The sequence below is a fragment of the Chitinophaga agrisoli genome (genome assembly GCF_008386695.1).
In the GTDB taxonomy this organism is placed as follows: domain Bacteria; phylum Bacteroidota; class Bacteroidia; order Chitinophagales; family Chitinophagaceae; genus Chitinophaga; species Chitinophaga agrisoli.
Window position 1 is genome coordinate 164,089 of sequence record NZ_VUOC01000002.1, and the last position, 26,564, is coordinate 190,652.

Annotated in this window: 22 protein-coding genes and 1 other RNA gene; 10 read left to right on the top strand and 13 right to left on the bottom strand. The window is 50.0% G+C overall.

Annotated features, from left to right (window positions below):
* Positions 1-4 precede the first annotated feature (4 nt).
* Together F0L74_RS08135 and F0L74_RS08140 are read right to left on the bottom strand one after the other, a co-directional pair.
* Entirely contained in the window at positions 5-1,381 is a 1,377-nt protein-coding gene (locus tag F0L74_RS08135) for a DUF4270 domain-containing protein (RefSeq protein ID WP_149837372.1), read from the bottom strand.
* A 98-nt stretch (positions 1,382-1,479) separates the two neighbouring features.
* Entirely contained in the window at positions 1,480-2,298 is an 819-nt protein-coding gene (locus tag F0L74_RS08140) for a glycogen/starch synthase (protein WP_149837373.1), read from the bottom strand.
* A gap of 253 nt (positions 2,299-2,551) precedes the next feature.
* Here F0L74_RS08140 and panC point away from each other — a divergent pair, with 253 nt between their 5' ends.
* From panC to F0L74_RS08190, 10 genes are all read left to right on the top strand, one after another.
* Complete coding sequence (gene panC / locus F0L74_RS08145) at positions 2,552-3,421, top strand: pantoate--beta-alanine ligase (protein WP_149837374.1); 870 nt, start codon at positions 2,552-2,554, stop codon at positions 3,419-3,421.
* 118 nt (positions 3,422-3,539) lie between these two features.
* Entirely contained in the window at positions 3,540-3,884 is a 345-nt protein-coding gene (gene panD, locus F0L74_RS08150) for an aspartate 1-decarboxylase (protein WP_149837375.1), read from the top strand.
* Positions 3,885-3,909: 25 nt separating this feature from the next.
* Positions 3,910-4,974: a lysylphosphatidylglycerol synthase transmembrane domain-containing protein gene (locus F0L74_RS08155; RefSeq protein WP_149837376.1), complete on the top strand. Its 1,065-nt coding sequence runs from the start codon at positions 3,910-3,912 to the stop codon at positions 4,972-4,974.
* A 97-nt stretch (positions 4,975-5,071) separates the two neighbouring features.
* Complete coding sequence (locus F0L74_RS08160) at positions 5,072-6,478, top strand: hypothetical protein (RefSeq protein ID WP_149837377.1); 1,407 nt, start codon at positions 5,072-5,074, stop codon at positions 6,476-6,478.
* Positions 6,479-6,556: 78 nt separating this feature from the next.
* Positions 6,557-8,716, top strand: coding sequence for a polyphosphate kinase 1 (ppk1, locus tag F0L74_RS08165; RefSeq protein WP_246197659.1), 2,160 nt, complete (start codon positions 6,557-6,559; stop codon positions 8,714-8,716).
* A gap of 114 nt (positions 8,717-8,830) precedes the next feature.
* Positions 8,831-9,721, top strand: coding sequence for a Ppx/GppA phosphatase family protein (locus tag F0L74_RS08170; RefSeq protein ID WP_149837378.1), 891 nt, complete (start codon positions 8,831-8,833; stop codon positions 9,719-9,721).
* A gap of 151 nt (positions 9,722-9,872) precedes the next feature.
* Positions 9,873-10,688 (top strand): 3-methyl-2-oxobutanoate hydroxymethyltransferase, encoded by an 816-nt coding sequence (gene panB / locus F0L74_RS08175; protein WP_149837379.1) that lies wholly within the window; start codon positions 9,873-9,875, stop codon positions 10,686-10,688.
* A gap of 66 nt (positions 10,689-10,754) precedes the next feature.
* Positions 10,755-11,642, top strand: coding sequence for a DUF1338 domain-containing protein (locus F0L74_RS08180; RefSeq protein ID WP_149837380.1), 888 nt, complete (start codon positions 10,755-10,757; stop codon positions 11,640-11,642).
* 62 nt (positions 11,643-11,704) lie between these two features.
* Positions 11,705-13,234, top strand: a complete 1,530-nt coding sequence (amaB, locus tag F0L74_RS08185; protein ID WP_149837381.1) for an L-piperidine-6-carboxylate dehydrogenase — start codon at positions 11,705-11,707, stop codon at positions 13,232-13,234.
* An 873-nt stretch (positions 13,235-14,107) separates the two neighbouring features.
* Entirely contained in the window at positions 14,108-15,778 is a 1,671-nt protein-coding gene (locus tag F0L74_RS08190) for a S8 family peptidase (protein WP_213086925.1), read from the top strand.
* Between the two features lie 74 nt (positions 15,779-15,852).
* Here the strand turns inward: F0L74_RS08190 and F0L74_RS08195 are convergent, their stop codons facing one another.
* The 11 genes from F0L74_RS08195 to F0L74_RS08245 form a co-directional block, all read right to left on the bottom strand.
* Positions 15,853-16,266: a DUF4870 domain-containing protein gene (locus F0L74_RS08195; protein WP_149837382.1), complete on the bottom strand. Its 414-nt coding sequence runs from the start codon at positions 16,264-16,266 to the stop codon at positions 15,853-15,855.
* 51 nt (positions 16,267-16,317) lie between these two features.
* An RNA gene (gene rnpB, locus F0L74_RS08200) (RNase P RNA component class A) lies at positions 16,318-16,698 on the bottom strand.
* Between the two features lie 105 nt (positions 16,699-16,803).
* On the bottom strand, positions 16,804-17,829 hold the full coding sequence (locus tag F0L74_RS08205) for a Smr/MutS family protein (protein ID WP_149837383.1): 1,026 nt from the start codon (positions 17,827-17,829) through the stop codon (positions 16,804-16,806).
* Between the two features lie 153 nt (positions 17,830-17,982).
* Entirely contained in the window at positions 17,983-18,420 is a 438-nt protein-coding gene (locus F0L74_RS08210) for a DoxX family membrane protein (protein WP_149837384.1), read from the bottom strand.
* A 119-nt stretch (positions 18,421-18,539) separates the two neighbouring features.
* A complete protein-coding gene (locus tag F0L74_RS08215) occupies positions 18,540-20,180 on the bottom strand; it encodes an amino acid permease (protein ID WP_149837385.1) in 1,641 nt (546 codons plus the stop codon).
* A 46-nt stretch (positions 20,181-20,226) separates the two neighbouring features.
* Positions 20,227-21,198, bottom strand: coding sequence for a polyprenyl synthetase family protein (locus tag F0L74_RS08220; RefSeq protein WP_149837386.1), 972 nt, complete (start codon positions 21,196-21,198; stop codon positions 20,227-20,229).
* A gap of 84 nt (positions 21,199-21,282) precedes the next feature.
* Entirely contained in the window at positions 21,283-23,460 is a 2,178-nt protein-coding gene (gene rnr / locus F0L74_RS08225) for a ribonuclease R (protein ID WP_149837387.1), read from the bottom strand.
* Positions 23,461-23,471: 11 nt separating this feature from the next.
* Positions 23,472-24,548 carry a tetraacyldisaccharide 4'-kinase gene (gene lpxK / locus F0L74_RS08230; protein WP_246197660.1) on the bottom strand — a complete coding sequence of 359 codons (1,077 nt, stop codon included), beginning with the start codon at positions 24,546-24,548 and terminating at the stop codon, positions 23,472-23,474.
* Between the two features lie 6 nt (positions 24,549-24,554).
* The gene (locus F0L74_RS08235; RefSeq protein WP_149837388.1) at positions 24,555-25,136 is read right to left on the bottom strand and encodes a 5-formyltetrahydrofolate cyclo-ligase; all 582 of its coding nucleotides are present in this window, start codon (positions 25,134-25,136) and stop codon (positions 24,555-24,557) included.
* Between the two features lie 24 nt (positions 25,137-25,160).
* Positions 25,161-25,811, bottom strand: coding sequence for a dethiobiotin synthase (bioD, locus tag F0L74_RS08240; protein ID WP_149837389.1), 651 nt, complete (start codon positions 25,809-25,811; stop codon positions 25,161-25,163).
* Between the two features lie 151 nt (positions 25,812-25,962).
* Positions 25,963-26,523 (bottom strand): Uma2 family endonuclease, encoded by a 561-nt coding sequence (locus F0L74_RS08245; protein WP_213086926.1) that lies wholly within the window; start codon positions 26,521-26,523, stop codon positions 25,963-25,965.
* Between the last annotated feature and the right edge of the window lie 41 nt (positions 26,524-26,564).

A 26,564-nucleotide genomic window follows, 5' to 3' on the forward strand; every position in this document is an offset into this window, starting at 1 on the left:
TCTTTTAAAGTTTAGTATAAATGATCCGCAATTTCAAATTATATGTGGAGTGGCTTCCGCCGCCCACCCTTACACGGTGCACATCAATATTCCGGGGGGAAAGCGCATCCAGTCTAAACCCGGTATTGGTTTCCTGTTTACGTATCAGGAACTGCAGATAACGGGCAATATTAAACTTGTATTGTGCCATCCTGATCCCGCCAAATTCGGTCCTCACGATCTCTTTCACTCCGCCAAAATACGGTTGGTTGGGATTTTGGGGATTGCCATAATCGATAATGGGTTTGATGGTATCCCCATTACCTAACTGGCGCAAAAGTAATAAATCAGGCTCAGAATAAATACGTTCTGTTGGCGAGGTACCGGTAGTCACCTCTGTGATCACCAGCTCGGCCTTGTTGATAACGACGTTGGGGAAGTTTTCCAGGTTAGGGATGGTGACCTTCGTATACACACCCGGGGCATCTTCCAGGTACAGCAGGCTATCCCCTTCAGGGCGGTTGGTGTTCAGGTATTGATTGGCCTCCGCGCCGGTATGGTTATGCACAAAGTAGTTAGCATGTGCGGACCCGGTGTTGTCGAAGGGGAAGCTGGCCACGAGGGAGTCGTTCTCCGAATTCTTGTAGTACACCCGCAGGTACGTGGGCGTGCTGGCATGGTTCAGGTTCAGGTACAGCATGGTACGGTTGGTAGCCAGGCTGGTATCCGGTACAATGGCCAGGCCTTTCAGGAAAACATGAAAGGTTGAGTCATTGACAAAAGCGCCGGTAGACGATTGCTGCAGCAGCTGGTTACCAAAAGCGCTGCTCAGGGTGATATGCAGCTGGGGGCCTTGTTTCTGACCATATACGGACACAGAATCCCTTAAGGATCTGGCTGATACGGTGGCGGTGCCCAGCAGCTCGCCCTGGTTATACTTGAGCGCCTGGTAGTACCGGTAGTTGGAATCTATCTTAAAATCAGGCTCATTCATGCGGTACACCCGGAAGGTCAGCGGCGATAAAGAGTCGCCATAAAAACCTTCATAAGGTATATACAGCACCACGGAGTCCAGCGTCTGGTTGGCGCCCTGGTAGCTGAATGCGTTGCTGGGCAGGCTCATTTGGGTATATACAAAGCCCTGTACCCGGCCAAATAACGGATCGTCGTTAATAGAGCCTAAAACTTTCTGGTAATTACCTTGCCCGGTAAATACCGTGGAGTCTGTTTTCCAGATGTTGTGGGTGATAATGTTGTCGATAGTGGTGTCCTGCGCATTTACGAAGTCCTTACCGGGTATCAGTTCACGTCCCAGTATAGTGGCCTCATTGCAGCCGGTTGATGTACGGAGTAAAGAAAAAAGTATTGCTACTAATCCCAGGTTCCTGAAAATAACTCTCACGCTGTTTGTTTTGAGATTTTTATTGCCTGTTTAAATATAAGTTCGCCATCCAGGCACATGCCATGGGCCCCGGTTGAAGTGGGCCCAGGCTTCATAAGCTATTTACCCAACAGCTGGTTATACAGTTGCAGGTAGTCTGCCAGGTCCTCGTTATCCTTCTTATAAGGAAGCACGATCTTACCTTTTTCCCCCTTTATTTCATCCACCAGCTTTTTATCTGCTTTTTCTCCGGCTACCACTACGGCATCCGCATATTTGGCAGCGCCGCGGTTCAGGGCGGCGTTGGTACCCTCTTTATAAGGCTCTATATCCTTATCCTTGATCTGGTTGCTGATGGTGGCTTTTTTGATGAAGGTAGGGCCCAGTTTTTCCTTAAAGGAATTGGGCTCCAGTGAATATACCACCTTGGAATGTGCAAAAACCGGCTCTTTCTTATAGGCCGTTTTCAGGTACATAGGCACCAGGGCGGTCATCCAGCCGCTGCAATGGATAATATCCGGCGGCCAGCCAAATTTCTTAACGGTTTCCAGCGCGCCCTTACAGAAAAATACCGCACGGGCTGCATTATCGTCATAAAACTGCTCGTCCTCGTCCGCAAATACCGCCTTACGCTTGAAATAATCCTCATTATCCAGGAAATACACCTGCAAACGGGCGCTCGGCAAAGAAGCCACTTTAATGATCAGCGGATAGTCGTCATTGTCTATCACAATATTGATCCCCGACAGCCTTACCACCTCATGCAACCGATGCCGCCGCTCATTTATAATGCCAAATCTTGGCATAATCACCCTTACTTCCAGACCCGCCTCATTGGACTTAATTGCCATCTTATTGACCATGGCCGCATATTCTGTTAAATCCAGGTATGGCGACATTTCATGGGCAATAAAAAGAATTCTTTTCTTTGTGGACATTTAATGCTGATTATTAATGCAGTAATTTTTAATTTGGCTTGCAAAATTACGGATTTTTTAACGAAAAAAGGACAAATTGGCACTTTTAACATCGTTTTAAGCATTATCTGGTGGCAGAAAAAGGCGTAAATATTGCTGCCAGACACATGACAACCAACAGGATACTGCATAATTACCGCACAACGCGTTCATACATTCGCTACCCGATAGACCAACGCATATTTAGCATATACATATATAATAAAGTAGTAAAATGGATCTGTTCAAGCTAAAAGACGAGCTTCGGCATTATCTCAACACCGCACAGCAAAAAGGAGCAACGGTTGGTTTTGTACCCACTATGGGCGCCCTGCACCAGGGACACCTGTCCCTTATACAACAGGCCCGCCAGCAATGTAACATTGTGGTTTGCAGCATATTTGTGAACCCTACCCAGTTTAATGACCCGGCAGACTTTGAAAAGTACCCGGTTACCATAGAAAAGGATATCACCCTGCTCACCGCGGCTCATACCGATGTACTGTTCCTGCCAGCCGTAGCGGAAATGTACCCGGAAGGCCTCTCCGCCCCCGGCCCCCATTACGATTTTGGCGCGCTGGAAACGGTGCTGGAAGGCGAATACCGCCCCGGCCATTTCCAGGGCGTAGGCCGGGTAGTGCATAAGTTGCTGGACATAGTACAGCCGCAACAGTTATTTATGGGACAAAAAGACCTGCAGCAATGCCTGGTTGTGAAACGTTTGTTAAAATTGATCGAATCCCCGGCGGAAATGATCATTTGCCCCACCCTACGGGAAACGGACGGCCTGGCCATGAGCAGCCGCAATATGCGCTTAAGCCCTGCAGAAAGGCAACAGGCAGTGGCCATCTATAAAACTCTCAGTTATATAAAAGACCAGCTGCAGCAAGGCGCCCCCCTGCCGGATACCGTAGCTGCTGCCCGGTTGCAGTTGCAATCCGCTAAATTTGAAATGGATTACCTGGATGTGATCGCCGTAGGAGATGACGGCGCTATCTCCTTCCCCCAGGCCTCCCCGCCTGCCGGCCAGCCGCTGTATGCTGCAGTAGCTGCCCGTATGGAAGGCAGCCCGGTGAGGCTCATTGATAATCTGCAAGTTAGTTAATGTGCGGATGTGCAGATGCAAATGAAATGCAGCGAAGACCGGCATTGGGTATTTGCATATCTGCACATCCGCACATTTACACATTATTCCGTAGCTTTGCGGACGCTGAACTAAAACTATGCAGATCGAAGTACTTAAAAGCAAGATACACCGCGCCGTAATTACGGAAGCAAACCTGCAATATGTTGGCAGCATCACGATTGATGAAGACCTGATGGATGCTGCTAACCTTATTGAGTATGAAAAAGTACAGGTAGTGAACGTAAATAACGGAGAACGCCTGGAAACTTATATCATCAAAGGTAAACGCGGTTCAGGGGTGATCTGCATGAACGGACCGGCGGCCCGTTTGTGCGCAGCAGGCGACGTGGTGATCATCATGTCCTATGCCAGCATGGATTTTGAAGCGGCAAAAAAACACACTCCGGTAGCCGTTTTCCCAAAAGAAGGTAACAAATTATAAGGCGGACTTAACTAATATCACCCATATGCCCAAAAAGCTCAAAAGTATTCTCCAGATCGTTATTTTCCTGGGCATAGGGTTGTTCCTGATATGGCTCATTACCAAAGACCTTACTGATAAAGAAAAGGAAGACATTAAAACGGCCCTCCGTAATGCCCATTACTGGCTGGTGATACCGGCCATGATCATAGGCATTGCCAGCCACTGGGCAAGGGCGGTACGCTGGAAACTGCTGATAAAGCCCCTGGGTTATAGCCCCAGCACCCTCAATACCTTTTTTGCAGTAATGGTAGGCTACCTAGCCAACCTGGCCGTTCCCCGCCTGGGCGAAGTAAGCCGCTGCGGTATACTGGCCCGTTACGAAAAGATCCCCGCAGATAAACTGGTGGGCACCATGATCGCAGAAAGGGCGGTAGACCTTATCTGCCTGATATTGCTGATGGTAGTGACGGTGCTGGTGCAGATAGATGTAGTAGGCGGTTTCTTTAATACCCATATATGGGAGCCCCTGCAACAGAAATTTGCCAATGCCGGTACCGGCCAGCTGGGTATCCTGGCTGTGGTGCTGATCATTGTGCTGCTGATAGGATATTTCCTCTTTAAACGTTTTGCCCGTTCCAAAGCTGCTATTGCCATGCGCACCCTGGCCAGGGGGGTACTGGAAGGTATCCTCTCCATTGGTAAAATGGAGCGTAAGGGCTGGTTCATTTTCTATAGCCTGCTTATATGGGCCCTGTACTTCTCCATGTTGTACTGCGGTTTTTACACGCTGGATGAGACCACTCATCTGGGCTTTAAAGCGGCACTGGCCATCCTGGGCTTTGGCAGCATAGGCATGATCGTTACCCAGGGCGGTATAGGCGCTTATCATGCGCTGGTACAGAAAACACTGCTGTTATATAACATTGCGCCTACCACCGGTCTGGCCTTCAGCTGGATCTTATGGCTGGCCCAAACCCTGCTGGTAATGGTGCTGGGCGTACTATCCCTGATCTTACTACCGGTATTGAACAACCGCGAAACTAAAAAAGCGCCTGCTACCGGTCCGGATCCTGACCTCCTTAAAAAAATAAATCAGCCCAATAGCTAACACGGATAAACGTAATTATCCGCTTTCCCCTATTTTAGTAATCCCATTAACCCGGCCCCTACCCCTCAATCTTACCATTCACCCTATACCTGCCTGTATGCAACAACGCTATGTGGCCTGGCTCGTAATTATTACACTGGCAAGCCGGTTAGCCTTTAAGCTATTCTTCCATCTGGAGTTTGATATGAGCCATCTGTGGATAGGCTGGCAGATCATCGACCCGCAGTTATTACAACATCATCTGCTGCAAAGCATCTGGTACCTGCATAGCCAGCCGCCGTTATACAATCTTTTCCTGGGTATTGTCCTTAAGCTGTTTCCGCTGCATTATGCCGCCGTGCTGGAGCTAAGCTATCTGTTACTGGGTTTGCTGCAATCCCTGCTGCTATATCGTTCCATGGTCTTACTAACGCAAAAGGCTGTACTCTCTTTTACGATAGCTGGCGTGTTTGCCGTTTCGCCCTGTCTGGTGCTGTATGAAAACTGGCTGTTTTACACCTTCCCCGGTATGTGTATGCTCAGCATATCTGTATACCTGTTACTGCGGTTCCTGCAAACCCGGCGCGCTATCTGGTGCTTTGCCTTTTTTATACTGCTGGGGGCCCTGGCACTTACCATCAGTATGTTTCACCTGTGCTGGCTACTGTTTATCGCGGCTGGTTTACCGGTCCTTTGCCGGCGCCAGGCTGGTACCATACTGCTGGCGGCTGCCGGCCCGCTGCTGCTGGTAAGCGCCTGGTATTACAAAAATCTGCTCGTATTTGGCTTTTGGGGCGCCAGCAGCTGGTTTGGTATGAACATCTCCAGGATCATGCTGCCACCCGGACCGGCGCAACAATATAAGAGCCTGCACCTGGATAGTATGACCCGGCAACTGGTGGCCCAGGGCCCCTTTAAACCCCTTTGCCGCTACAAGCCCTTTATACCACTCTATCATGGGCCGTTGGAGCAGGTGCCCGTACTGCAACAGGAATGTAAGTCCAATGGCGACGATAATTTTAATAATATCAATTACCTGCTGATCTCTCAACGGTTCCAACAGGGCGCGGTCCACTCCCTTAAATACCGCGCCAACCGCTATCTGCATCGTGTGCTGATCGCCAATACCCTCTATTTTTCCCCGGCGTCCGACTATTTCCACCTGGAAAAGAACCGCAAACGTATTGCACGTTATAACGCGTTGTTTAACCTGGGCGATATCAGGATCTGGCATGGTTATATCGGCATCATGAACATCCTGCTGGGGGGTATTACCATGCTGGTATTATTTGCTTCCCTGCTGTACTGCTGCAGGCAAAAGAAGAACGGGGCGAACACATGCACCATCGTTATTGCCTTTACCTGTTTTAATATCCTGTTTGTGCTGGTTACCGGCAACCTGCTGGAAATAGGCGAGAATATGCGTTTCCGTTTTATGACGCTTCCGCTGTTCCTGCTGTTGTCTGCCATGCTCTATGTCCGGGTACGGCAGAAATACCTGCGTAAGTTCACGCGGAATGTGTAACTTTAAATTAACATGCGTTTTTCTCTCAAAAAACGTATTGTTGTATCTGATGTGAACCTCTGAATGCAAAAACAATATATGCGTTTGACGAAAAGTGAGCCAGATGATATGATGCCGGTTACGGACATAACAGCTGAAATGAAAGACCACAAAAAGAAGGAAGGCCTTTCCAAAAAGAAGATGATAGCCCGGGACGTAAGCTGGTTATCATTCAATGCAAGGGTATTACAGGAAGCCGCAGACCCCACCGTACCGCTGCGTGAGCGGATCCGCTTCCTGGGCATTTTCTCCAATAACCTCGACGAATTTTTCCGGGTACGGGTAGCTACCCTTAAACGTATGTTATCTTTTGGCAAATCCGCCAAGGTACACTTGGAAGATCATCCGGACCAGATCCTGGATGAGATACAACAGATAAGCCTGCAACAACAACGGGAGTTTGACCGCATCTGGAAAGGCATAGAAGAAGAGCTGCGCGCAGAAAAGATCTTCATTCGTACAGAAAAACAGCTGAATAAGGAACAGCAGAAGTTTGTGCTGAGCTATTTTGATGATGAGGTACGTACCAATATCATCCCCCTGATGATAGAAAGTATCCAGCACTTCCCCTTCCTGCGTGATAAATCCATCTACCTGGCCGTAGTATTGGCCCGCCAGGATAATTCCGTACGCCAGAAGTTTGCGCTGATAGAGATCCCTACCGCCATATTGCCCCGTTTTATCCTGCTGCCTTCCAAAGAGGGCGAGCATGATCTCATTCTCCTGGAGGATGTGGTGCGTTCTGCCCTCCCGAATATCTTCTCCTATTTTGGCTACGATAAATTTGAGGCCCATATCATTAAAGTAACCCGCGATGCTGAACTGGATATAGATAACGACGTATCTACCAGCCTTATCCATCAGCTGGAAAAAGGCATAAAAGACCGCCGTAAGGGCAAGCCCGTTCGTTTTGTGTACGATAAAGATATGGACCCGCTACTGCTGGAATATCTCATGCGCCGTATGGGCCTGTCTAAAAAAGACAACCTGATACCCGGCGCCCGGATCCATAACTTCAAGGACTTTATGGATTTCCCGGATGCGGTATTCAGCGCTAAAACACCGCCGCACCGTAAAACCTTTATACATCCGCTGTTTGTGAATGCGCCCAGCGTAATGCATGTCATACAGCAACAGGATGTAATGCTGCATTTCCCTTATCATTCTTTTGACACCATCATAGACCTGCTGCGCGAAGCCGCCATCGACCCAAACGTTACCAGCATCAAGATCACGGCCTACCGCCTGGCGCGGAACTCTAAGATCATGAATGCCCTGGTGAACGCCGTGCGTAACGGTAAACAGGTGACCGTAGCCCTGGAGCTACGCGCCCGCTTTAACGAAGCCGATAACCTGGAGTGGAAAACCCGCCTGGAAGACGAAGGCGTAAAGGTGCTGATAGGTATTCCCGGCATGAAAGTGCACGGCAAGCTCTGTGTGATCAAAAAAAGGATAGGCACCAAAACCGTGCAATGCGGTTTTATCAGCACCGGCAACCTGAACGAGAAAACCGCCCGCGTATATGGCGATCATTGCCTGCTTACGGCCAACCGTAATATAGTGGCGGACATTAACCGCATCTTCAGCTACCTGGAACATCCCCGGCACGATATAAAGCTACTGGAAGCCTGTACCACCCTGCCGGTAAGTCCCTACAGCATGCGTCCCTTCTTTATGCGGATGATCGATAAGGAGATCAAAAACGCCCGGCATAAAAAACCGGCCGGTATGATCATCAAAATGAACTCCCTTTCAGATCCGGAGATGATCGCCAAACTGTACGAGGCCGCCAGGGAAGGCGTGGACATTAAGATGGTGATCCGTGGCATCTGCTGCGCCTATACGGAAAACAAGAAATGGAAAAAGGATATCACCGCCGTAAGTATTATAGACGAGTACCTGGAACATGCCAGGGTATTTATCTTCCATAACGGCGGACAGGAAAGGATGTTCATCGCCTCCTGTGACTGGATGCTCCGTAACCTGGACCACCGCGTAGAAGCCGCTGCTCCCATTATAGATCCTATCATTAAACAGGAGCTAAAAGATATCATGAACATCCAGCTCAGCGGCAATGTAAAGACCCGTATACTCGATAACGAGCAGAAGAATGAATACAAACGGGACAGCTCCGGTAAAAAGATACGTTCCCAGATAGAGATACACCGGTATCTGCACGAAAGGCAGTACCCGATTTAACCAATGTGCTCATTTGCCAATGTGCTGATGTGCTAATGGACCCGTATTATTTTTCCATTAGCACATCAGCATATTAGCACATCAGCACATTATTTTGCTTATTTTGCGTTATCAATGAAACTGGCCGCTATCGATATTGGGTCCAACGCCGCACGATTGCTCATCTCAGAAGCATCGCCTAAAACCAATGGGGAAATGGACTTCACCAAGGTGAACCTGGTCCGTGTACCCCTGCGTTTAGGCTTTGACGTATTCAGCACCGGCACTATTTCTGACCGGAAGGCGGAAGAGCTGATGAACACCGTAAAGGCCTATAAACTGTTACTGGAAGTGTACGAGGTAAAATACCTCAAAGCAGCTGCTACCTCTGCCATGCGCGATGCTACCAATGGCAGGGAAATACTCAAACAGGTAAGACAGGAAACCGGTATCGATATCCGCATCATCACCGGTGAAGAGGAAGCCTCCTTTATCTTCGAGAACCATATAGCAGAGCACCTGGCCGCCACCCACTCTTACCTGTATATAGATGTAGGCGGGGGCAGCACGGAGCTCACCTTCTTCAGCCGCAACCGGCTTGTCTTCAAAACCTCCATCAATATAGGCACCATCCGCCTGCTGCAGCATCAGGTTACCGATGCCCAGTGGCAGCAGATGAAAGATATCATCAAACAGCAGCTCCGCGGCTACGGCCCCATTACGGCCATCGGCTCCGGCGGTAATATCAATAAGATCTTCTCCCTCTCCAAACGTAAGGAAGGCAAACCGCTTTCCCTGGATACGCTGAAAGACTTTTATAAAGAGTTTGCCAACTTTACCGTAGAAGAGCGGATCCACCTGTATAACCTGCGGGAAGACCGCGCGGATGTGATCGTGCCCGCCCTCCAGATCTATGTAAATGTGATGCGCTGGGCAGATGCCCAGGAGATCTATGTGCCAAAAATAGGCCTTGCCGATGGTCTTATACAATCCCTCTACGCGGAGATCAGCCACAGCCACGCTTAAAAAAAATTGCCGTATTCATCAATATATTCCCCAAATTTGTGATCCAGTATTAAAGCTATTAGCCTTTAGCAGTTAGCTTTTAGCTTGTTACCAATGGCTAAAAGTTCCAATGCTAACCGCTGACAGCTAAACGCTAAAAGCTAATTATCAGATGTCTGTACACAAGGAAGTTAAACGCATTACTACCCATGTACTGCAAAAAATGAAAATCGATGGGGAAAAGATCTCAATGCTTACCGCCTATGACTACTCTATGGCAGGCATCTTTGATGATGCAGGCATTGACGTGATACTGGTGGGCGACTCCGCCTCCAATGTAATGGCCGGCCACGAAACCACCCTGCCCATTACGCTGGACCAGATGATCTACCACGCCTCCTCTGTGGTAAGGGCCATTAAACGCAGCTTTGTAGTGGTAGACCTGCCTTTTGGCTCCTACCAGGGCAACTCTAAGGAAGCGCTCAGCTCCGCCATCCGTATCATGAAGGAAACCGGCGCGCATGGCATTAAGATCGAAGGCGGCGAAGAGATCATAGAATCCGTAAAACGTATTATCTCCTCCGGCGTACCCGTGATGGGCCACCTGGGATTAACACCGCAATCCATTTATAAATTTGGCACCTATGCCGTACGCGCTACGGAAGAAGCAGAAGCCCAGAAGCTGTTGAAAGACGCCGTACTGCTGCAGGAAGCCGGCTGTTTTGCCATTGTGCTGGAAAAGATACCGGCCCAGCTGGCCAAACAGGTAGCAGAGACCGTACAGATACCCGTGATAGGTATTGGCGCCGGCATGTATGTAGATGGCCAGGTACTGGTAATGCATGATATGCTGGGTATTAACAAGGAGTTTAAGCCTCGTTTCCTGCGCCGCTACCTGAACCTGTACGAGCAGATCCTGGACGCTACCCGTCAGTATATTACCGATGTGAAGGCCAGGGACTTCCCCAATGAACACGAACAATATTAGGATAAAACAGGAGGACGATGGTCAATAGGCCATCGTCCTTTATCTTTATAAAAAACACCAATAACAATGCTTACCCAGGTACTCAATGGCCTTATGCAGCGCTATATGGAGCGTGTGCCGGATGTAAAGGCCATCATCCAGACCATGATAAAGGAAGGCATCATTCCCGCCCCGGAGGCTATTGAAAATGATCATATCGCCTTCCGTACAATGGGCGTGCCCCAGCTGGGCATGCAGTCGCTGGAGAAGATCTTCCTGCATTATGGTTATACAAAACGCGATGCTTATTACTTCCGCGAAAAGAAACTGGACGCCTACTGGTATGCCCCGCCGGCGCCGCATTTCCCCCGTATTTTCCTGAGCGAGTTGCGGGTGCAGGACCTGAGCCCCCGGGCACAGCAGCTGATCACCGGCTATACGGATGAGGTGAAAACAGACCCGGTAGACGCCCTTAACCTGGACGATGCCGCCGCCGTGGATACCTTCCTGCATAGCGGTCTGTGGCGACTGCCTACGCTGGAGGATTATAAGACCCTGGCCGCGGAAAGCGAATACGCCGCCTGGGTGATCTATAATCGCTATTACCTGAACCATTTTACCATCAGCGTACATAACCTGCCGCAGGGCTACAATACCATTGCGGATTTCAACGATTTCCTGGAGCGGAGCGGCTTTACCCTTAACAATGCCGGCGGCAAAATAAAGGTAAGCCCGGATGGGGCCCTGCTGCAAAGCGCTACGGTGGCCAATATGATCACGGCTACTTTTGCCAATAACGAAAACTACCGTATTGCCGGCTCTTATGTGGAGTTTGCAGAGCGGAAGGCGCTGCCGCAGTTTGCCCACCTGCCCGCCGCGGAACTGAAGCGGGAGCACCGCCGCGATGGCTTTGAGGCCGGCAATGCAGACAAGATATTTGAAAGTACTTACCGTTCGCAAACAGAAAGTAAGTAGCTGCTGCATACACTAACAGCTAACAGCTAACCACTAACAGCTAATTCCTTAAATTGCACCCCATGATAAAGGATATCCTTCAACAGTTCAACATAACCGCAAAGCACAGCGGCGTCAGCACGGGCGCTCACTGGCTCAGCGGCACAGGATCTGTGCTGAGTTCCGTTTCACCAGTTGACGGCCAGCACATTGCAGACGTGCAAAGCCCCGGCAGGGACGAGTTTGACGCCGTAGTAGCGGCTGCCGGACAGGCATTTCACGAGTGGCGGCAATGGCCCGCGCCCAAACGCGGCGAGGTGGTGCGCCAGATAGGCGAAGCCCTGCGTACCCATAAAACGGCGCTGGGCAAACTGGTCTCGTACGAAATGGGCAAAAGCCTGCAGGAAGGGTATGGCGAGGTACAGGAGATGATCGATATCTGCGATTTTGCCGTGGGCCTTTCCCGCCAGTTATACGGCCTTTCTATGCACTCTGAAAGACCCGGGCACCGGATGTATGAGCAATGGCATCCACTGGGCATTACCGGCATTATTTCCGCTTTTAATTTCCCCGTAGCGGTGTGGAGCTGGAACTCCATGCTGGCCTGGGTATGCGGCAATGTATGTATCTGGAAGCCCTCGGAGAAAACGCCGGTCACCGCCCTGGTATGCCAGCATATCGTACAAAGCGTTTTTGCCGCCAACCAGGTGCCGGAGGGCGTTTGCTGCCTGGTAGCCGGTGGCCGCGAGGTAGGCGAATGGCTGGCCAACGATACCCGCATCCCCCTAATATCCGCCACCGGCTCTACCCGTATGGGCAAAGCCGTAAGCAGCGCCGTAGGCGCCCGTTTAGGCAGGGCCTTGCTGGAACTGGGCGGCAACAATGCCATTATCATCTCTGAGTCTGCAGACCTGGATATGGCGCTTATTGGCTGTGTATTTGGCGCTGTAGGCACCGCAGGCCAGCGCTGTACCAGCACCCGCCGCCTCATCATCCATGAAAGCGTGTACGATGCCTTTACCCAGAAATTGGTAAATGCCTACAAACAACTACGCATTGGCAACCCGCTGGACGAAAACAACCATGTGGGCCCATTGATCGATAAGGACGCCGTAAGCTTGTACCAGGCGTCGTTGCAGCAGGTAACCGCCCAGGGCGGCCATTTCCTGGTGGAAGGCGGCGTGCTCGATGGCGCGGGCTTTGAGTCCGGCTGTTATGTAAAACCCGCCATTGCAGCAGTACAGAACCATTATAATATCGTACAGCATGAGACCTTTGCCCCGCTGCTGTATGTAATGAAATATAAAAACCTGCAGGAAGCCATCGATATGCAGAATGGCGTACCGCAGGGACTTTCTTCCGCCATTATGACCCTGAACCTGCGGGAAGCAGAACATTTCCTTTCCGCTGCGGGCTCTGACTGCGGTATAGCCAATGTAAACATTGGCACCTCCGGCGCGGAGATCGGCGGGGCTTTTGGCGGCGAAAAAGAGACCGGCGGCGGCAGGGAAAGCGGCTCCGATGCATGGAAGAACTACATGCGCCGCCAAACCAATACCATCAACTATTCTAACCGCCTGCCCCTGGCGCAGGGCATCTCTTTTGATCTCTAACAGTTACAGCTATATGCTGTGTTTTATACGCCGGCGTGAACGCTTCTGGAAAGTGTTTACGCCGGCGTAATAATTTCCGGCAGGCTACGCGCCGTGGCAATGCTCCCCCTATCCAGCTGCTGAAATTTTTCAATCATGCTCGCTGTATTTTCCTGCACCCTTCGCTGCAATTCATCTGCAATTGCATTAAATGATATATCATATATGATATAAAACAATCTATAAATCATTAATAACAGGTGCAATAAACCAGGGAATATCCACGTTTTAGGGGAGGACCGTCTTTCCATTTACCATAGCAAAAAGCAAAAAATAAGCGAGGTTAGAGAACCTCGCTTTTTCGTTAAACGGAAACCATGCTTATGAGAAAAACATCTGATAAGCCGAAGATGGCCTTCAAACATTCTTCCAGTGATAAATATTATACTTTTTTTTGACAATTCATATTCTACTTTTGTGCTATAATCTTTTCTATGAACGGTCAACCGGCCCTATTTTGGCACTTCGAATTTAATGCAAAGTTAGGGTAGTTCCCTGTTTCTTCCATTAACATTTGATAATAAGGGGCTTGCACTTGTTAATTGATGGTTAATCTCAAAACCTGTTATTTTTCTGAACTAGAAAAGAAGCAAGTTTTTTTGCAATAAAGATGGTCAGTTGCAATGACGAATGTCGGTGATCAGCTTTTTTTAACGCTCGTCAGATTATTCCTTCCGAGTAAACGCATTTTACATATCTTTAACCAATACTGGTATTTAAATTGTTTGTCATAAGACAGTTACTTACCAATATTAATTAACAAGTGTTTTTTAAACGAGCACCTGTATTAAATAACGATAGGGTTACATCTGACTAAAAAAGACTACTTACAACATGAATGTACGCAGAGCAGCCGTACTGGTGGGAAGTGTTGCGTTAATGACAGCGTCTGCGGGCGCTTTTGCACAAGGCACCTCAGTACCCAGGAACTGGCACCTTTTAAGCTATGAGAAAGACAGTGTGTATGGGATTGCAGCGGATAAGGCTTATAAAGAGCTGTTAAAAGGCAAAAAAAGCACGCCTATCCTGGTAGCAGTGATCGACTCAGGGATTGATACCACTCACGAAGACCTCCGCTCCATCCTTTGGACCAACCCAAAGGAAATTCCTGGTAATAACATTGACGATGACGGCAACGGCTATGTAGATGATATCCATGGCTGGAACTTCCTGGGCAATAAAGATGGCCGCAACATGAAGGAAGATACGGACGAGGCCACCCGCGAATACTTCCGCTACCGCAGGATCTACGGCAACCCGGACTCCACCCTGGACAAAACCTCCCGCGAATATGCCTACTGGCAAAGGCTGGTGGATAAGGTGGTAAAGCCGGTAAGCCAATATAAAGCCAACTACCGCACCATGGTGAAGGTGCAGGAGAACATGAAGAAATCCGCCTACATCCTCACCTCCTACCTGAAACAGGATGATTTTACTAAGGCTAAACTTGACAGTATCGAAACCACTGACCAGGACGTGATGGTCGCCAAGCAGTTTATGCTGCGCCTGTTTAAGATCAACGGGGACGATACCAATGTAGCCTACCTGGAATTTAAGTCTGAATTTGAAGAATACTTTAAGGACCTGAAGAAAAAAGCCGAAAGGAATGACGAGATGCTGGTGGATAAACGGCCGGAGATCATCGGAGACAAACAAGACGATATTAACGACAAATTCTACGGCAACAATGATGTAATGGCAGGCTCCCCCTTCCATGGCACGCACGTAGCCGGTATCATTGCAGCCTCCCGTAATAACGGTATTGGCATGGATGGCGTTGCGGACAATGTGCGCATCATGGCCATAAGGGCCGTACCAGACGGCGACGAGCGCGATAAGGACGTGGCCCTGGCCATCCGCTATGCAGCGGATAATGGCGCCCGGGTGATCAATATGAGCTTTGGCAAATCCTTCTCTCCTAACAAGGATTGGGTGGATGACGCTATTAAATACGCACAGTCCAAGGGCGTACTGATGGTGCATGCCGCCGGTAACGACTCTAACGACAATGACAGGGTAGACAATTTCCCTTCCCCGCATTTTAACGACCACACGATAGCTACTAATGTACTTACAGTAGGCGCTTCCGGCTCCGGCCGCTCGCTCACCAGCAGGGTAGCTAACTTTTCCAACTATGGTAAAACAGAGGTAGACCTGTTTGCGCCCGGCGTGCAGATCTATTCCACGGTAGATGGCGGTAACAAATACGCCAGCGCCAGCGGTACCAGTATGGCCGCCCCGGTAGTGACCGGCGTAGCCGCCCTGGTGCTCTCCTACTACCCTACCCTTACTGCGCCGCAGCTGAAGATGATACTGGAAAAAAGCGCCGTACCGCCCAGGGATAGCCTGGTGATCAAACCCGGCTCTGACGAGAAAGTGCCTTTTAGCTCATTGTCTGTTACAGGGGGTATCGTAAATGCTTACAATGCATTAAAGATGGCGGACAGCATTGTGAACGGTGATAAGAAGACCAAGCCTAAGATGCAGCCTGTGAAGAAAGGATAACCGGTTAATTACCAGATATAAAAAGAGCGGATATGTACATGCTACATATCCGCTCTTTCTTTTTTACCAGTATATTATTTCACGATCCTCCAGCTGATAGGATAGCGGTACGCCTCACCTTTATTAGCGCGTACAGCGCCTATGATAGAAAAGATGATGTTCAGGAGCCATACAATACCGTAAGCGGAAGAGAAGGTGAAGAAATCTATATGGCGGAAGCTGAAGTCATTATCCCACATATGGCGGAATGCCCATACGCCATGGCGGATACCGTACAGCACCCCAATGGCCACATTAATAAAACTCAGCGTGATCTGGAAGTTCAGGGCCTCTTTGCCCTGGTTATCGATAAAGGCGGAATCATTACGCTTGATCAGCCACATTACCAGCGCGCCTATGATATTCCCCACATGGGACAGGATAGCCATACCGATAATGCCGCCCAGGTGCACGAGGGCGCCCCAGGTCTTTTCTTCTTTGTGATCCATAGATTATTGCGTTTTAGTTTGGTTGCTGCGGGTATAGGGGAATAACAACATAAAACTACAAACCTTGTAAGCCGGATTCTGTTTCCTCCCGCAAGCGGGAGAACTGCTATCATTTATCTGCGATGACGTTCGCACGTCACCTGTATCTGCCTACCCTCGGTCATCGGGCGGGCAGCCCTCAAACGACCGTATACATGGCATTTCAGCACGCAAGGTTTACCCTCCCGGCATGTTGCCATACCGGAACGTGGGCTCTTACCCCACATTTTCACCCTTACTCCCGCTATCGCGGGAGCGGTTATTTTCTGTGGCACTGTCTGTATCCCGGTCTTTCACCAGGATCCCACCCGTTAGGTGGTGCGTTGCCCTATGCTGTCCGGACTTTCCTTCCCCCCGTTTTGCAACGGCAAAGACGATAGCACCGGTTTGTAGTCATACGTTATTATTGACTGCGAATTTACGAAGAAAAGAACGATGAAAATCCCCCTGTGGATATTACTTAAAATATTAATGGAAAGACTATCAGTTCTTAACGCCTCAGTACTTAAAGAATATTTCCGTAGCACCGTTCCCGTAGCGGGGATGGTACTCATTTACAAAACTGCCTACTTCCGGCGTCTGGCGCAGCACCTGGTGGATCTCATCCCGCAGTTTGCCCTTGCCCAGGCCATGAATAGCGATCATGCTCACCTGCTTATGGGCAATGGCGAGGTCCAGGTAACGCTGAAACTCATTCAATTGTATGGCCAGGATGGCAATATTGCTTAAGCCTCTCCAGTCGTCCGTTATTTTTTCTATATGCAGGTCTACTTCGTATTTGGGCTGTATGGGCGTTTCCGGGGCCAACTGGATCTTGCTGTACAGGGGGGAGAGTTTGCCCACATCTACCGTATCAAAGGTTTGTGTAGCGGCAGGCGCTTTATCCGGGTACTTTTCAAACAGCGGGTAGCTTAACATGGCATCCCGGCGTACCCGCAGGTCATTCAGCTGCTGGAACAGCTGTTTGGGCTTTATCTTCCAGGTCTTTTGGAAAGCGGGGGCCAGTTTTGGATCGGGCTGCTTCAGGGAAAAGGTGAACTCAAAGCGGGGATTATCATTCAGGTTCTCAAACAGCAGGTCTGCCAGGTAAAAATGGGCAAAAGGCAGCAGTTCGTTTTTGATCTCCAGCTCCAGCTGCTGGCGCAGCCAGATCTGAAAATGGAAATTGTAGTGGCGGCTGGTCTCATTCAACAGGTGGAATTTGAGCAGGCTTATATGGTCTTCTATCCCATCAAACTGGTAAATGGGCAGCATCGACAGGAATACGCCCTTATCCATACGGATGGTCTCGTATTTCTTTTTTTCGATGGGCAGCTCATCTCCGGGTATTTTACGCGGAGCAGCGCTGGGTTGCTTTTTTTCCGTAAAACGGTAAAAATAGGGGAAGTCAATCTGGTCCAGGTATACGGGAAAGGTCACCTTGCCCACTTCTACCATCACCATCTCCTGATTTACGATGTCTACTACGGTGCCTTCCTCTTTGGAATGCAGCAGTATGATCTTATCGCCGATTTCATATTTCATATAGCATTCTCCCCACTGACATTTTAAACTTACGACATTGGGCTCATGACAAATCTGGCAGGTTGTAATTAAACCAGCCAGGTCTGCCGGACCCCAAATCTAAAGTCTTAAATCGTAAATCTAAAATCAGAATTGTCCTTCCCGGGATATGCGTCAGCTGGCATGACGGCGCATATATGTATCCAGTGACAGGGGACCGCCGCCTTCTACCAAAAATAGTATCAGCAGCAACAGGACAAGAATGGAAAGGCCGGGCTGCGAGTAAGTGGCAAATAGCCCCGTGGGGGAATGCACAAACAATACTGCGCCCAGTAAAACCGGTATGTTAGCGAGGGCAGCTACTCTTGTTAATAATCCCAGCGCCAGGAGAAGGCCGCCGGCCAGGTGGGCAAATACGATCAAATGTCCCAGTCCGAAAGACACCACCGTTAAGAAGGGTTTCTCGTTGATCAGGGCGGTTAATGCGTCCCGATTCTGTATGAACAGCACACCCATATAAAACAGGAAGATGCCTAAGCACATGCGTATCACGTCCAGCCATTTAGGGTGGTGTCTGTCGCCCCAGGTTTCAATTTGCTGTAGCAGATTCATAACATTTGTTTTTTAGGATCAAAGAGCTTATCCTAATATACGAAATTTTCCGCAGAACGCGGCCATTCCGCACCGGCAATAACCAATGAGAATCAAGCAGAATGATCCGTAAATCAATGTCAGGATACGGCGGTAGCGGTGTTTAATTTACTATTGCGATAGCTGTAGGTGAAGTAGATCAGCAGCCCTGTCAGCAGCCAGATAGTGAAAACGATCCAGTTCTTGATCCCCATCTCCGTCATCAGGTAAAAACAGCTTAACAGGCCTAGTACGGGTATCAGGGACAGCTTGCGGGTAAAGGAGAAGATGCTGAGCAGTATAGCTACGATCGTGAACAGGAAGAACGGGATATTATGTTTCCATACGTCCCAGCCCTGGGCAAAGGAGTATTTTTCTGCCAGCGCGCCCCTGAAAAGAACGGCAAACAGCAGCAGCAGCGCCGGTACGATCCATTGTCCGTTAATATAAGGCAGGCGGAAACGTTGGGTATTGCTGTCATCCTTGGGCAGCAGCAGTACGCCGCCGCATACCAGTATAAAGGCAAACAGGGTACCTATGCTGGTCAGGTCCGTTACAATGGTCAGGTTCAGGAACAGGGCCGGTACACCTACCAGTATGCCGGTAATGATGGTGGCAAAAGAAGGCGTTTTAAACCGCGGGTGGATCTTACTGAAAGGTTTAGGCAACAGGCCATCGCGGCTCATGCTCATCCAGATACGGGGTTGCCCTATCTGGAACACCAGCAGCACGCTGGTGGTGGCAATCACCGCGCTGATGGAGATGATATAGCTGATCCATTTCAGGTTCACCGCGTCAAACACAAATGCCAGCGGATCGGCCACCTTTAGCTGGGTAAAGGGCACCATACCGGTCAGCACCAGGGAAATAAGCACGTACAGGATGGTACAGATGATCAGGGAATAGAACATGCCTTTAGGCAGGTCCCGCTGGGGATTGGTACATTCCTCCGCCGTGGTGCTTACCGCATCAAAGCCAATATAGGCAAAGAACACTGCCGATACCCCTTTTAATACCCCGGAAAAGCCGTTGGGCATAAAGGGATGCCAGTTGTCCGTATTTACATAGAATGCGCCCAGTATGATCACAAATACAATGATCAGGATCTTAAAGGCCACCATTGCATTGGCGCTGCGTTTACTTTCCTGGATGCCCACATAGGCCAGCCAGGTGATAAATACCACCACCAGGAAAGCCGGCAGGTTCAGTACAATGGGCAGGCCCGCGATATGCGGGGCGGCAGCCAGGGTTTCCGGCGAAGCATTATCGTAGTTGCTGATCAGCCAACCGGGCAGCTCCAGGCCAACACCAGACAGCAGATTATTAAAATAGCCGCTCCATGAGATGGCTACGGCTATATTTCCAATGGCATATTCCAGGATGAGCGACCAGCCTATTACCCAGGCGGCCAGCTCGCCAAAAGTCACATATGAATACGTATAGGCGCTTCCGGAAACCGGTACGCGCGAAGCAAATTCCGCATAACACAGGGCAGAGAAACCACAGGTGATGGCGGTGATCACAAACAGGACCGATACGCCGGGGCCGCCGTGAAAAGACGCCTCTCCAATGGTAGAAAAGATACCTGCCCCAATAACTGCCGCTATACCCATGGCCGTAAGGTCCTTCACTTTCAGCACCCTGTGCAGCTGCAGACCGGAACCATGCGCCTCCGTTAACCCCTCTTTCGCATCTTTAAGTATAGTGGATAATGACTTCCTGCGGAATAACGACTTAGACAAAGCAAGTTTTTGATTTGGTGATTGTGCGAATATAAGCGATTTAAAATTACTGTTGCCGGCTCAATAGGAAATCCGCCAGCTCCTGCAGGGGCTTTTTACGGGCAGACAGCACGGCTATTTCCTCCAGGCTGTCAAACGCCTTTTGCTGGAAACGTTCTTTCTCTTTTTCCGCCCATTCGTCTACCCGGCAATCATGGAATAGTTCCAGTACCTGGGGCACCTTATCGTCCGGGGAGGAATCGAGCAGTTCCCGCAAACGGGTACGTTGGGTGGGGTTGCACAGCTCCAGGGCTTTTAGCAGCAGGAAGGTCTTTTTATTGGCCAGGATATCACCGCCCTGCTGTTTGCCAAATTTCTCCGGATCGCCAAAAGCGTCCAGGTAATCGTCCTGGATCTGGAAGGCGATGCCTACGTTCTTACCAAAATTATATAAATGGCCCTGGTTACCCTCGCTGCCGCCGCCGATGATAGCGCCCAGTTGCAGGGAAGCTGCCAGCAGCACGGAGGTTTTCAGGGCGATCATATTTACATAGTCGTCATACTGCACCTGAGCAGGGTCCATGGCTTCCAGGTCCATATCTATCTGCTGTCCCTCGCAGACCTGTATGGCGGCTTTGTTAAATACGGAGATGATCTTTTGCTTATAGCGGGCCTGTACCTTATTCAGGCATTCGTATACATATATGAGCATGGCATCGCCGGCCAGTATGGCCGCCGGCTCGCCGTACAGGGTATGTACGGTAGGGTTGTTCCGGCGGATGGGCGCTTTGTCCATGATATCGTCATGGATAAGGGTGAAGTTATGGAACAGCTCTACGGCATTACCTACCTGCCAGGCGTCTGCATGGATGGTATCAAACAGTTCGTTGCCCATTAAGGCCAGTACCGGGCGTATACGCTTACCGCCTATCTTAAGGATATGCGATGCGGCATTATACAGCGTAGCCGGCTCCTGCGGAAAATGTTGCTGATCAAACTGTTGAACGAATTGCGCAATTAGCTCCTGAAAAGAATACATGACTAATGAATAATATAAAGAAGTAAGGTGCAATTTAGCACCTTATATTTCATAATCTTCATAAATATTTTCCCTGCAATGGGGTTACGCGCCCTTTTTGCCGGCGCTTTTTCCGCCACCTTTTCCGCCGCGCGGTTTCTCTTTGGATGGTTTGCCGCCGCCTTTGCTCCGGCCGCCTGTTTTACTGCGGTCGCCGGATCTGTTGCGGTCATCTGGTTTGCTGCGGTCGCCGGGTCTATTACGGCTACCGCCTGGTCTTTCCTTTTTATCTGCTTTGCCACGGTATGGCTTACCGGCGGGTGATGGCAGTTCTTCGTCCAGGTCGTAGTCCAGCTGGCGTTTGGTTAAGTTGGCAGCCAGCACCCTTATCTTTACTTTATCGCCTATACGGAATTTACGGCCGGTATGCAGGCCTATCAGCGCATATTCGCTTTCATCGTGTTTAAACTCGTCTTTGGCGAGCAGGTTGTGGATGCTTACCAGGCCTTCGCATTTGGTATCTACCGTTTCTACCCAAAAGCCAAAATGCGCCACGCCGCTGATCACGCCTTCAAAGCTTTCGCCAATGAACTGCTGCATGTACTCTACCTGCTTGTATTTATTGGCGGCCCTTTCCGCTTCCATGGCCTTGCGCTCCATTTCTGAGGAGTGACGGCATTTCTTTTCCATCTGTTTGTCCGGCTTTACCTCACCGGCCAGGCATTCCGCCAGCACCCGGTGCACCATCACATCCGGATAACGGCGGATGGGCGAGGTAAAGTGGCAATAATGCTCAAATCCAAGCCCGTAGTGGCCAATATTATCCGGCGTGTAAATGGCCTTGGCCATGGTACGGATACCAATGGTCTCCAGCACATGCTGCTCCGGTTTACCCTTGGCCAGCTGCAGCATCTTGTTAAAAGAGCGGGCAATGGAATCCGGGTTATCCAGGTCAAATTTATGACCAAACTTATGCGCAAATACGGAGAACACCTTCAGCTTATCCTCATCCGGCGTATCATGCACGCGGTAAGGGAAAGGCACCGGTTGTTTATTGATCCTGATCTTAGCTACATACTCCGCTACGGTACGGTTGGCCAGCAGCATAAACTCCTCTATCAGCTGGTGCGCTTCCTTGCTTTCCTTTATGACAATGCCAATAGGTGCGCCGTTCTCATCCAGCTTAAAACGTACCTCCTGGGAGGAGAAGTTGATGGCGCCATGGTCAAAGCGCTCCTTACGCAGCAGCTGCGCTATCTTGTTCAGCAGCAGCACTTCCTCTTCATATGGCCCTTCTTTGGTCTCGATAATGTCCTGCACCTCTTCATAGGTAAAGCGGTGTTTGGAATGGATGACCGTACGGCCCAGCCAGTGCTGTTTGATCTCGCCTTTTTCATTCATCTGGAAAACGGCAGAGAACGTCAGCTTATCCTCGTGCGGGCGCAGGGAGCACAGCTCGTTGGAGATCTTCTCCGGCAGCATAGGCAGTACCCTGTCCGGCAGGTATACAGAGGTTGCGCGTTTATCTGATTCTTTGTCCAGCGCGGTATCCGGTAATACGTAATGGCTTACGTCCGCAATATGCACCCCGATCTCATAATAACCGCCCCGCAGCTTTTTGATGGAGATGGCATCGTCAAAATCCTTGGCGTCCACGGGGTCTATGGTGAAAGTGAGCTGTTTACGGAAGTCTTTACGCTTACGTACCTCCGCGGTGGTGATCTTTTCCCTGATCTCCTGGAGCTCCGCCATTACCTGGTCCGGGAAGCTGAGCGGAAAACCGCTCTCCACCAGGATCTCCTTCATGGCCAGGTCATTGGTATCGCTGGCGTCCAACAGTTCTACGATCTCGCCAACCGGTTTGCGGGTCTGCTCGCCCCAGGCTACAATACGTACCACAGCCTTATCGCCGGTCTTAGCCTCTCCCAGGGAGTTGGCCGGGATATAGATATCCGGTACAAAGGCCCCGCGTTCCGGTACCAGGAATGCAAAGCCTTTATCTTTATTCACCTCCAGGGTGCCTGTAAATTCTGTCTTTTTGCGTTTAAGGATGTCCGTTACCACGCCTTCCATGCGCCCCATTCCTTTGGATTGCTGCTTTATCACATCCAGCAGCACTTCATCCCCGTCCAGTGCGGTATTGAGGTTCTTCTGTTTTACAAGGATATCTTTGGTAAGCCCTTCTACGATAACGAAGGCCATTCCCGAACGTGTCATTTCCAGCGTGCCACGGAAGGTTTTCTTCTGGCTGCTGTCCTTTTTTGGTTTTTTCTTTTTGTTCATCTCATGTCCCATTAAGTTCTAATATATCCGCCCCACCCCTGCATATAATCAAAAATATAATTATTAAATGAATTCCCTTCGCCGGAGAGGAAAGATATTTCCACGGGCATCACTGCAATTTGCAGGCCCAGTTCCTGTAAACGGGGTTGCAGGAGGTGCAGGCGTACGGCGTCCTTCTCGGTGGTGACCACCAGCTTTTGCGTGCCTGGTAAGTCTTTCAGCTCTTTGCTCACCTTCTCCAGGTCGTTATTGCTGTAGTAATAATGGTCCGGAAAAGGCAGCAGGAACACCTCATTATAATGTTCCTTCAAATGCTGTACCAGCGGCGCGGGCCTGGCTATCCCGCATACCAGCAGCAGGGTGGCCTCCGGCGATACGGTCACCGGCTCCTGGGTAAACATATCGTATAAAGCGCCGTATTGCAGGCAGGTAAAGAACAGGCGTTGATGCGGCAAGGGGGCTATTTCATCCCGCAGGACCTGTTTACGGGTTTCCGTGAGGTCTGACGGGCATTTGGATACAATGATGCAATTAGCCCTTTCATATCCTTTCCGCCCTTCGCGCAGGCGGCCAAAAGGCACTACATGGTCGCGGGTAAAGGGGCGGTTATATTCGGTGATCAGTATGTTCAAACCGGGTTTGATGGAACGGTGCTGGAAGGCATCGTCCAGCAGCACCACCTGCGTATCCGGTTTTTCGCCCAGCAGCTGGGGAATGGCCAGCATACGTTCCTCTCCCACGCTTACGCTGATGTCCGGGAATTTCTGGTGAAATTGCATGGGCTCGTCGCCCAGGTGGGCGGCTGTGCTGTTTTCGTCTGCCAGCAGGTAGCCGCGGCTGCGGCGGTTATAACCCCGGCTCAGCGTGGCTACCACAAAATGATCTTTGAGCAGGCGTATCAGGTATTCTACATGCGGCGTTTTGCCGGTGCCGCCTACAGACAGGTTGCCTACCGCAATGGTGGGCAGGTCAAAGCTAACGGCGGTAAGGGTACCGGCATCGTACAGGCGGTTACGTATCCACATCACCAGGCCGTATAAGAGGGATATAGGATATAACAGGATCTTCAGGTATTGCAGCACTTTCACGGTTAATTATATTTTTTGAAATTGATAGATGGCATAGGGTGTAATGGCGGTTTGCAGGCGTATATCGCGGTCATCGGTATCCACGATCACGTTAACGGGCTCAAACAGGGAAAGGCCAATAGTGCGGGTATCCGGCCGGCATTGTTGCAGAAAGCGGTCATACATGCCTTTGCCGTAGCCTACCCGGTGGCCGGTACGGTCAAAGGCCAGCAATGGCACAAATACCATGTCCAGCAAAGCGGGCGCTATATGAGCGCCCCCTGCAGGCTCCGGAATGCCGTATTTGCTTTTTACCAGGGTGGTATGTTCATCCCAGAGGAAATGCTCCATTTCGCAGGTGGCCAGATCAGCCTTGCCCAGCACCCACTGTACCGCCGGATAGGCCTTGCGCAGCCATTCGATGATGGGCCAGGTGTTCACCTCCTTTTTGGCGGCAATCGGTAAAAAGATGTGTGCCCATTGTACGCCGCTGAAATCCAGCTGTTGGCAATTGGCCAGCAAGCCATGATTTAGCTCATCGGCGGCCTCCGGCGACAGATTAAGGCGCTGTTCGAGGAAATGTTTTCGTATATCTGTTTTAGTGAGCAAGTTTTTTTAGCTTTTAGCGGTTAGCTAGTGCGGGTAGCCGGCAGCGCTAATAATACCTTTCAATTGCTCCGCTGTCTGCTTCACAAACGCCTTATCCACCTGCTGCACCTGCGGTATACGCCCCAGTTTGGGATACCCGCTCCAGCGCACTATATCATCCTCATTGCTGTGGTATTCCCCGCTGAAGATCCAGCCCAATACAGGCGCTTTTTGCTGTTGCAGGACCCGGGCGGTTAACATGGCGTGGTTAATACTACCCAGGTAATTCTGCGCTACAATGATCACATTGGCTTGTAACTGCAGGATAAAATCCAGCGTAAACACCTCCTCATTCAGCGGCACCATCAGCCCGCCGGCGCCTTCTATTACCAACGGCCGGTCTGCTGGTTGTATAACCGTTGCCTGCTGCAGGATGGGCGCCACCTCGATCTGCACCTGTTCCATACGGGCGGCCAGGTGCGGAGATGCCGGTTCCCGCAGGCAATATACTTCTTTATGACATACGGATGTCGTATTGGAGAGCAGGGACCGGATAGTTTCCGTATCCGTACCTTCTTCCAGCCCGGTCTGTACCGGTTTCCAATAATCTGCGCACAATGCTTCCGTTACACAGGCGGATGTAAGCGTTTTGCCCACGCCGGTGCCTATACCGGTAATGAATATTCGGTTACTCATAACGCGGCAAAGATAGCGAGTTGTAAGGGTCTACACAAACGGTAGTACCTGTGCTGCTCACGCCAATGACTGTACCTGCAACGAATAGCCGGCTATTCATCACACGACAGAAGATCAAAACAAAATGGGTTGAAAAATATTTGAGAGGGGCTTAGAAGTGGAATTCTGTTTGGAGAAGGCCGGAACGTATAAAGCCTTCTGTTTGGGCTAACGCTTTGTACTTATTATTTACTAGCTGGAATCCTTGCACGGACTTTTCATAAGGATCAATGATCCAATATTCCTGAACGCCGCAACGCTCGTAAACATCTTTCTTTTGGCGCCGATCGTATTTGCCGGTAGACGGTGACAGGATCTCTATGACCAGATCCTGAGCGCCATAGATCCCCTTCTTTTTAACGATCGACTGTCTTGCTTTGCTGATGAAGATAATATCTGGCTGAAAGGCGTTCTCATCATCCAGGTAAACATCCAATGGCGATATCCATACTTCCCCGAGATCGTGGTCATCCACAAAAATTGCCATTACCTTGTATATCTTCGCCAGCATTCTTTGGTGGTTGGTGGTTGGTGCTGGAGACATTATAAGTATATTCTCTATTAATTGGACTAACGTACCTTCCGGAAGGTATTCAAAGACCTCCATCATGGTGCGGGGCGGTATGGTAGAAATAGGTTTGGGCATTGTCAGGGTTTGCATCTCTGCTAACATATACAAACATTTCAGACAAATCTACATGATTTGGTTTTCCC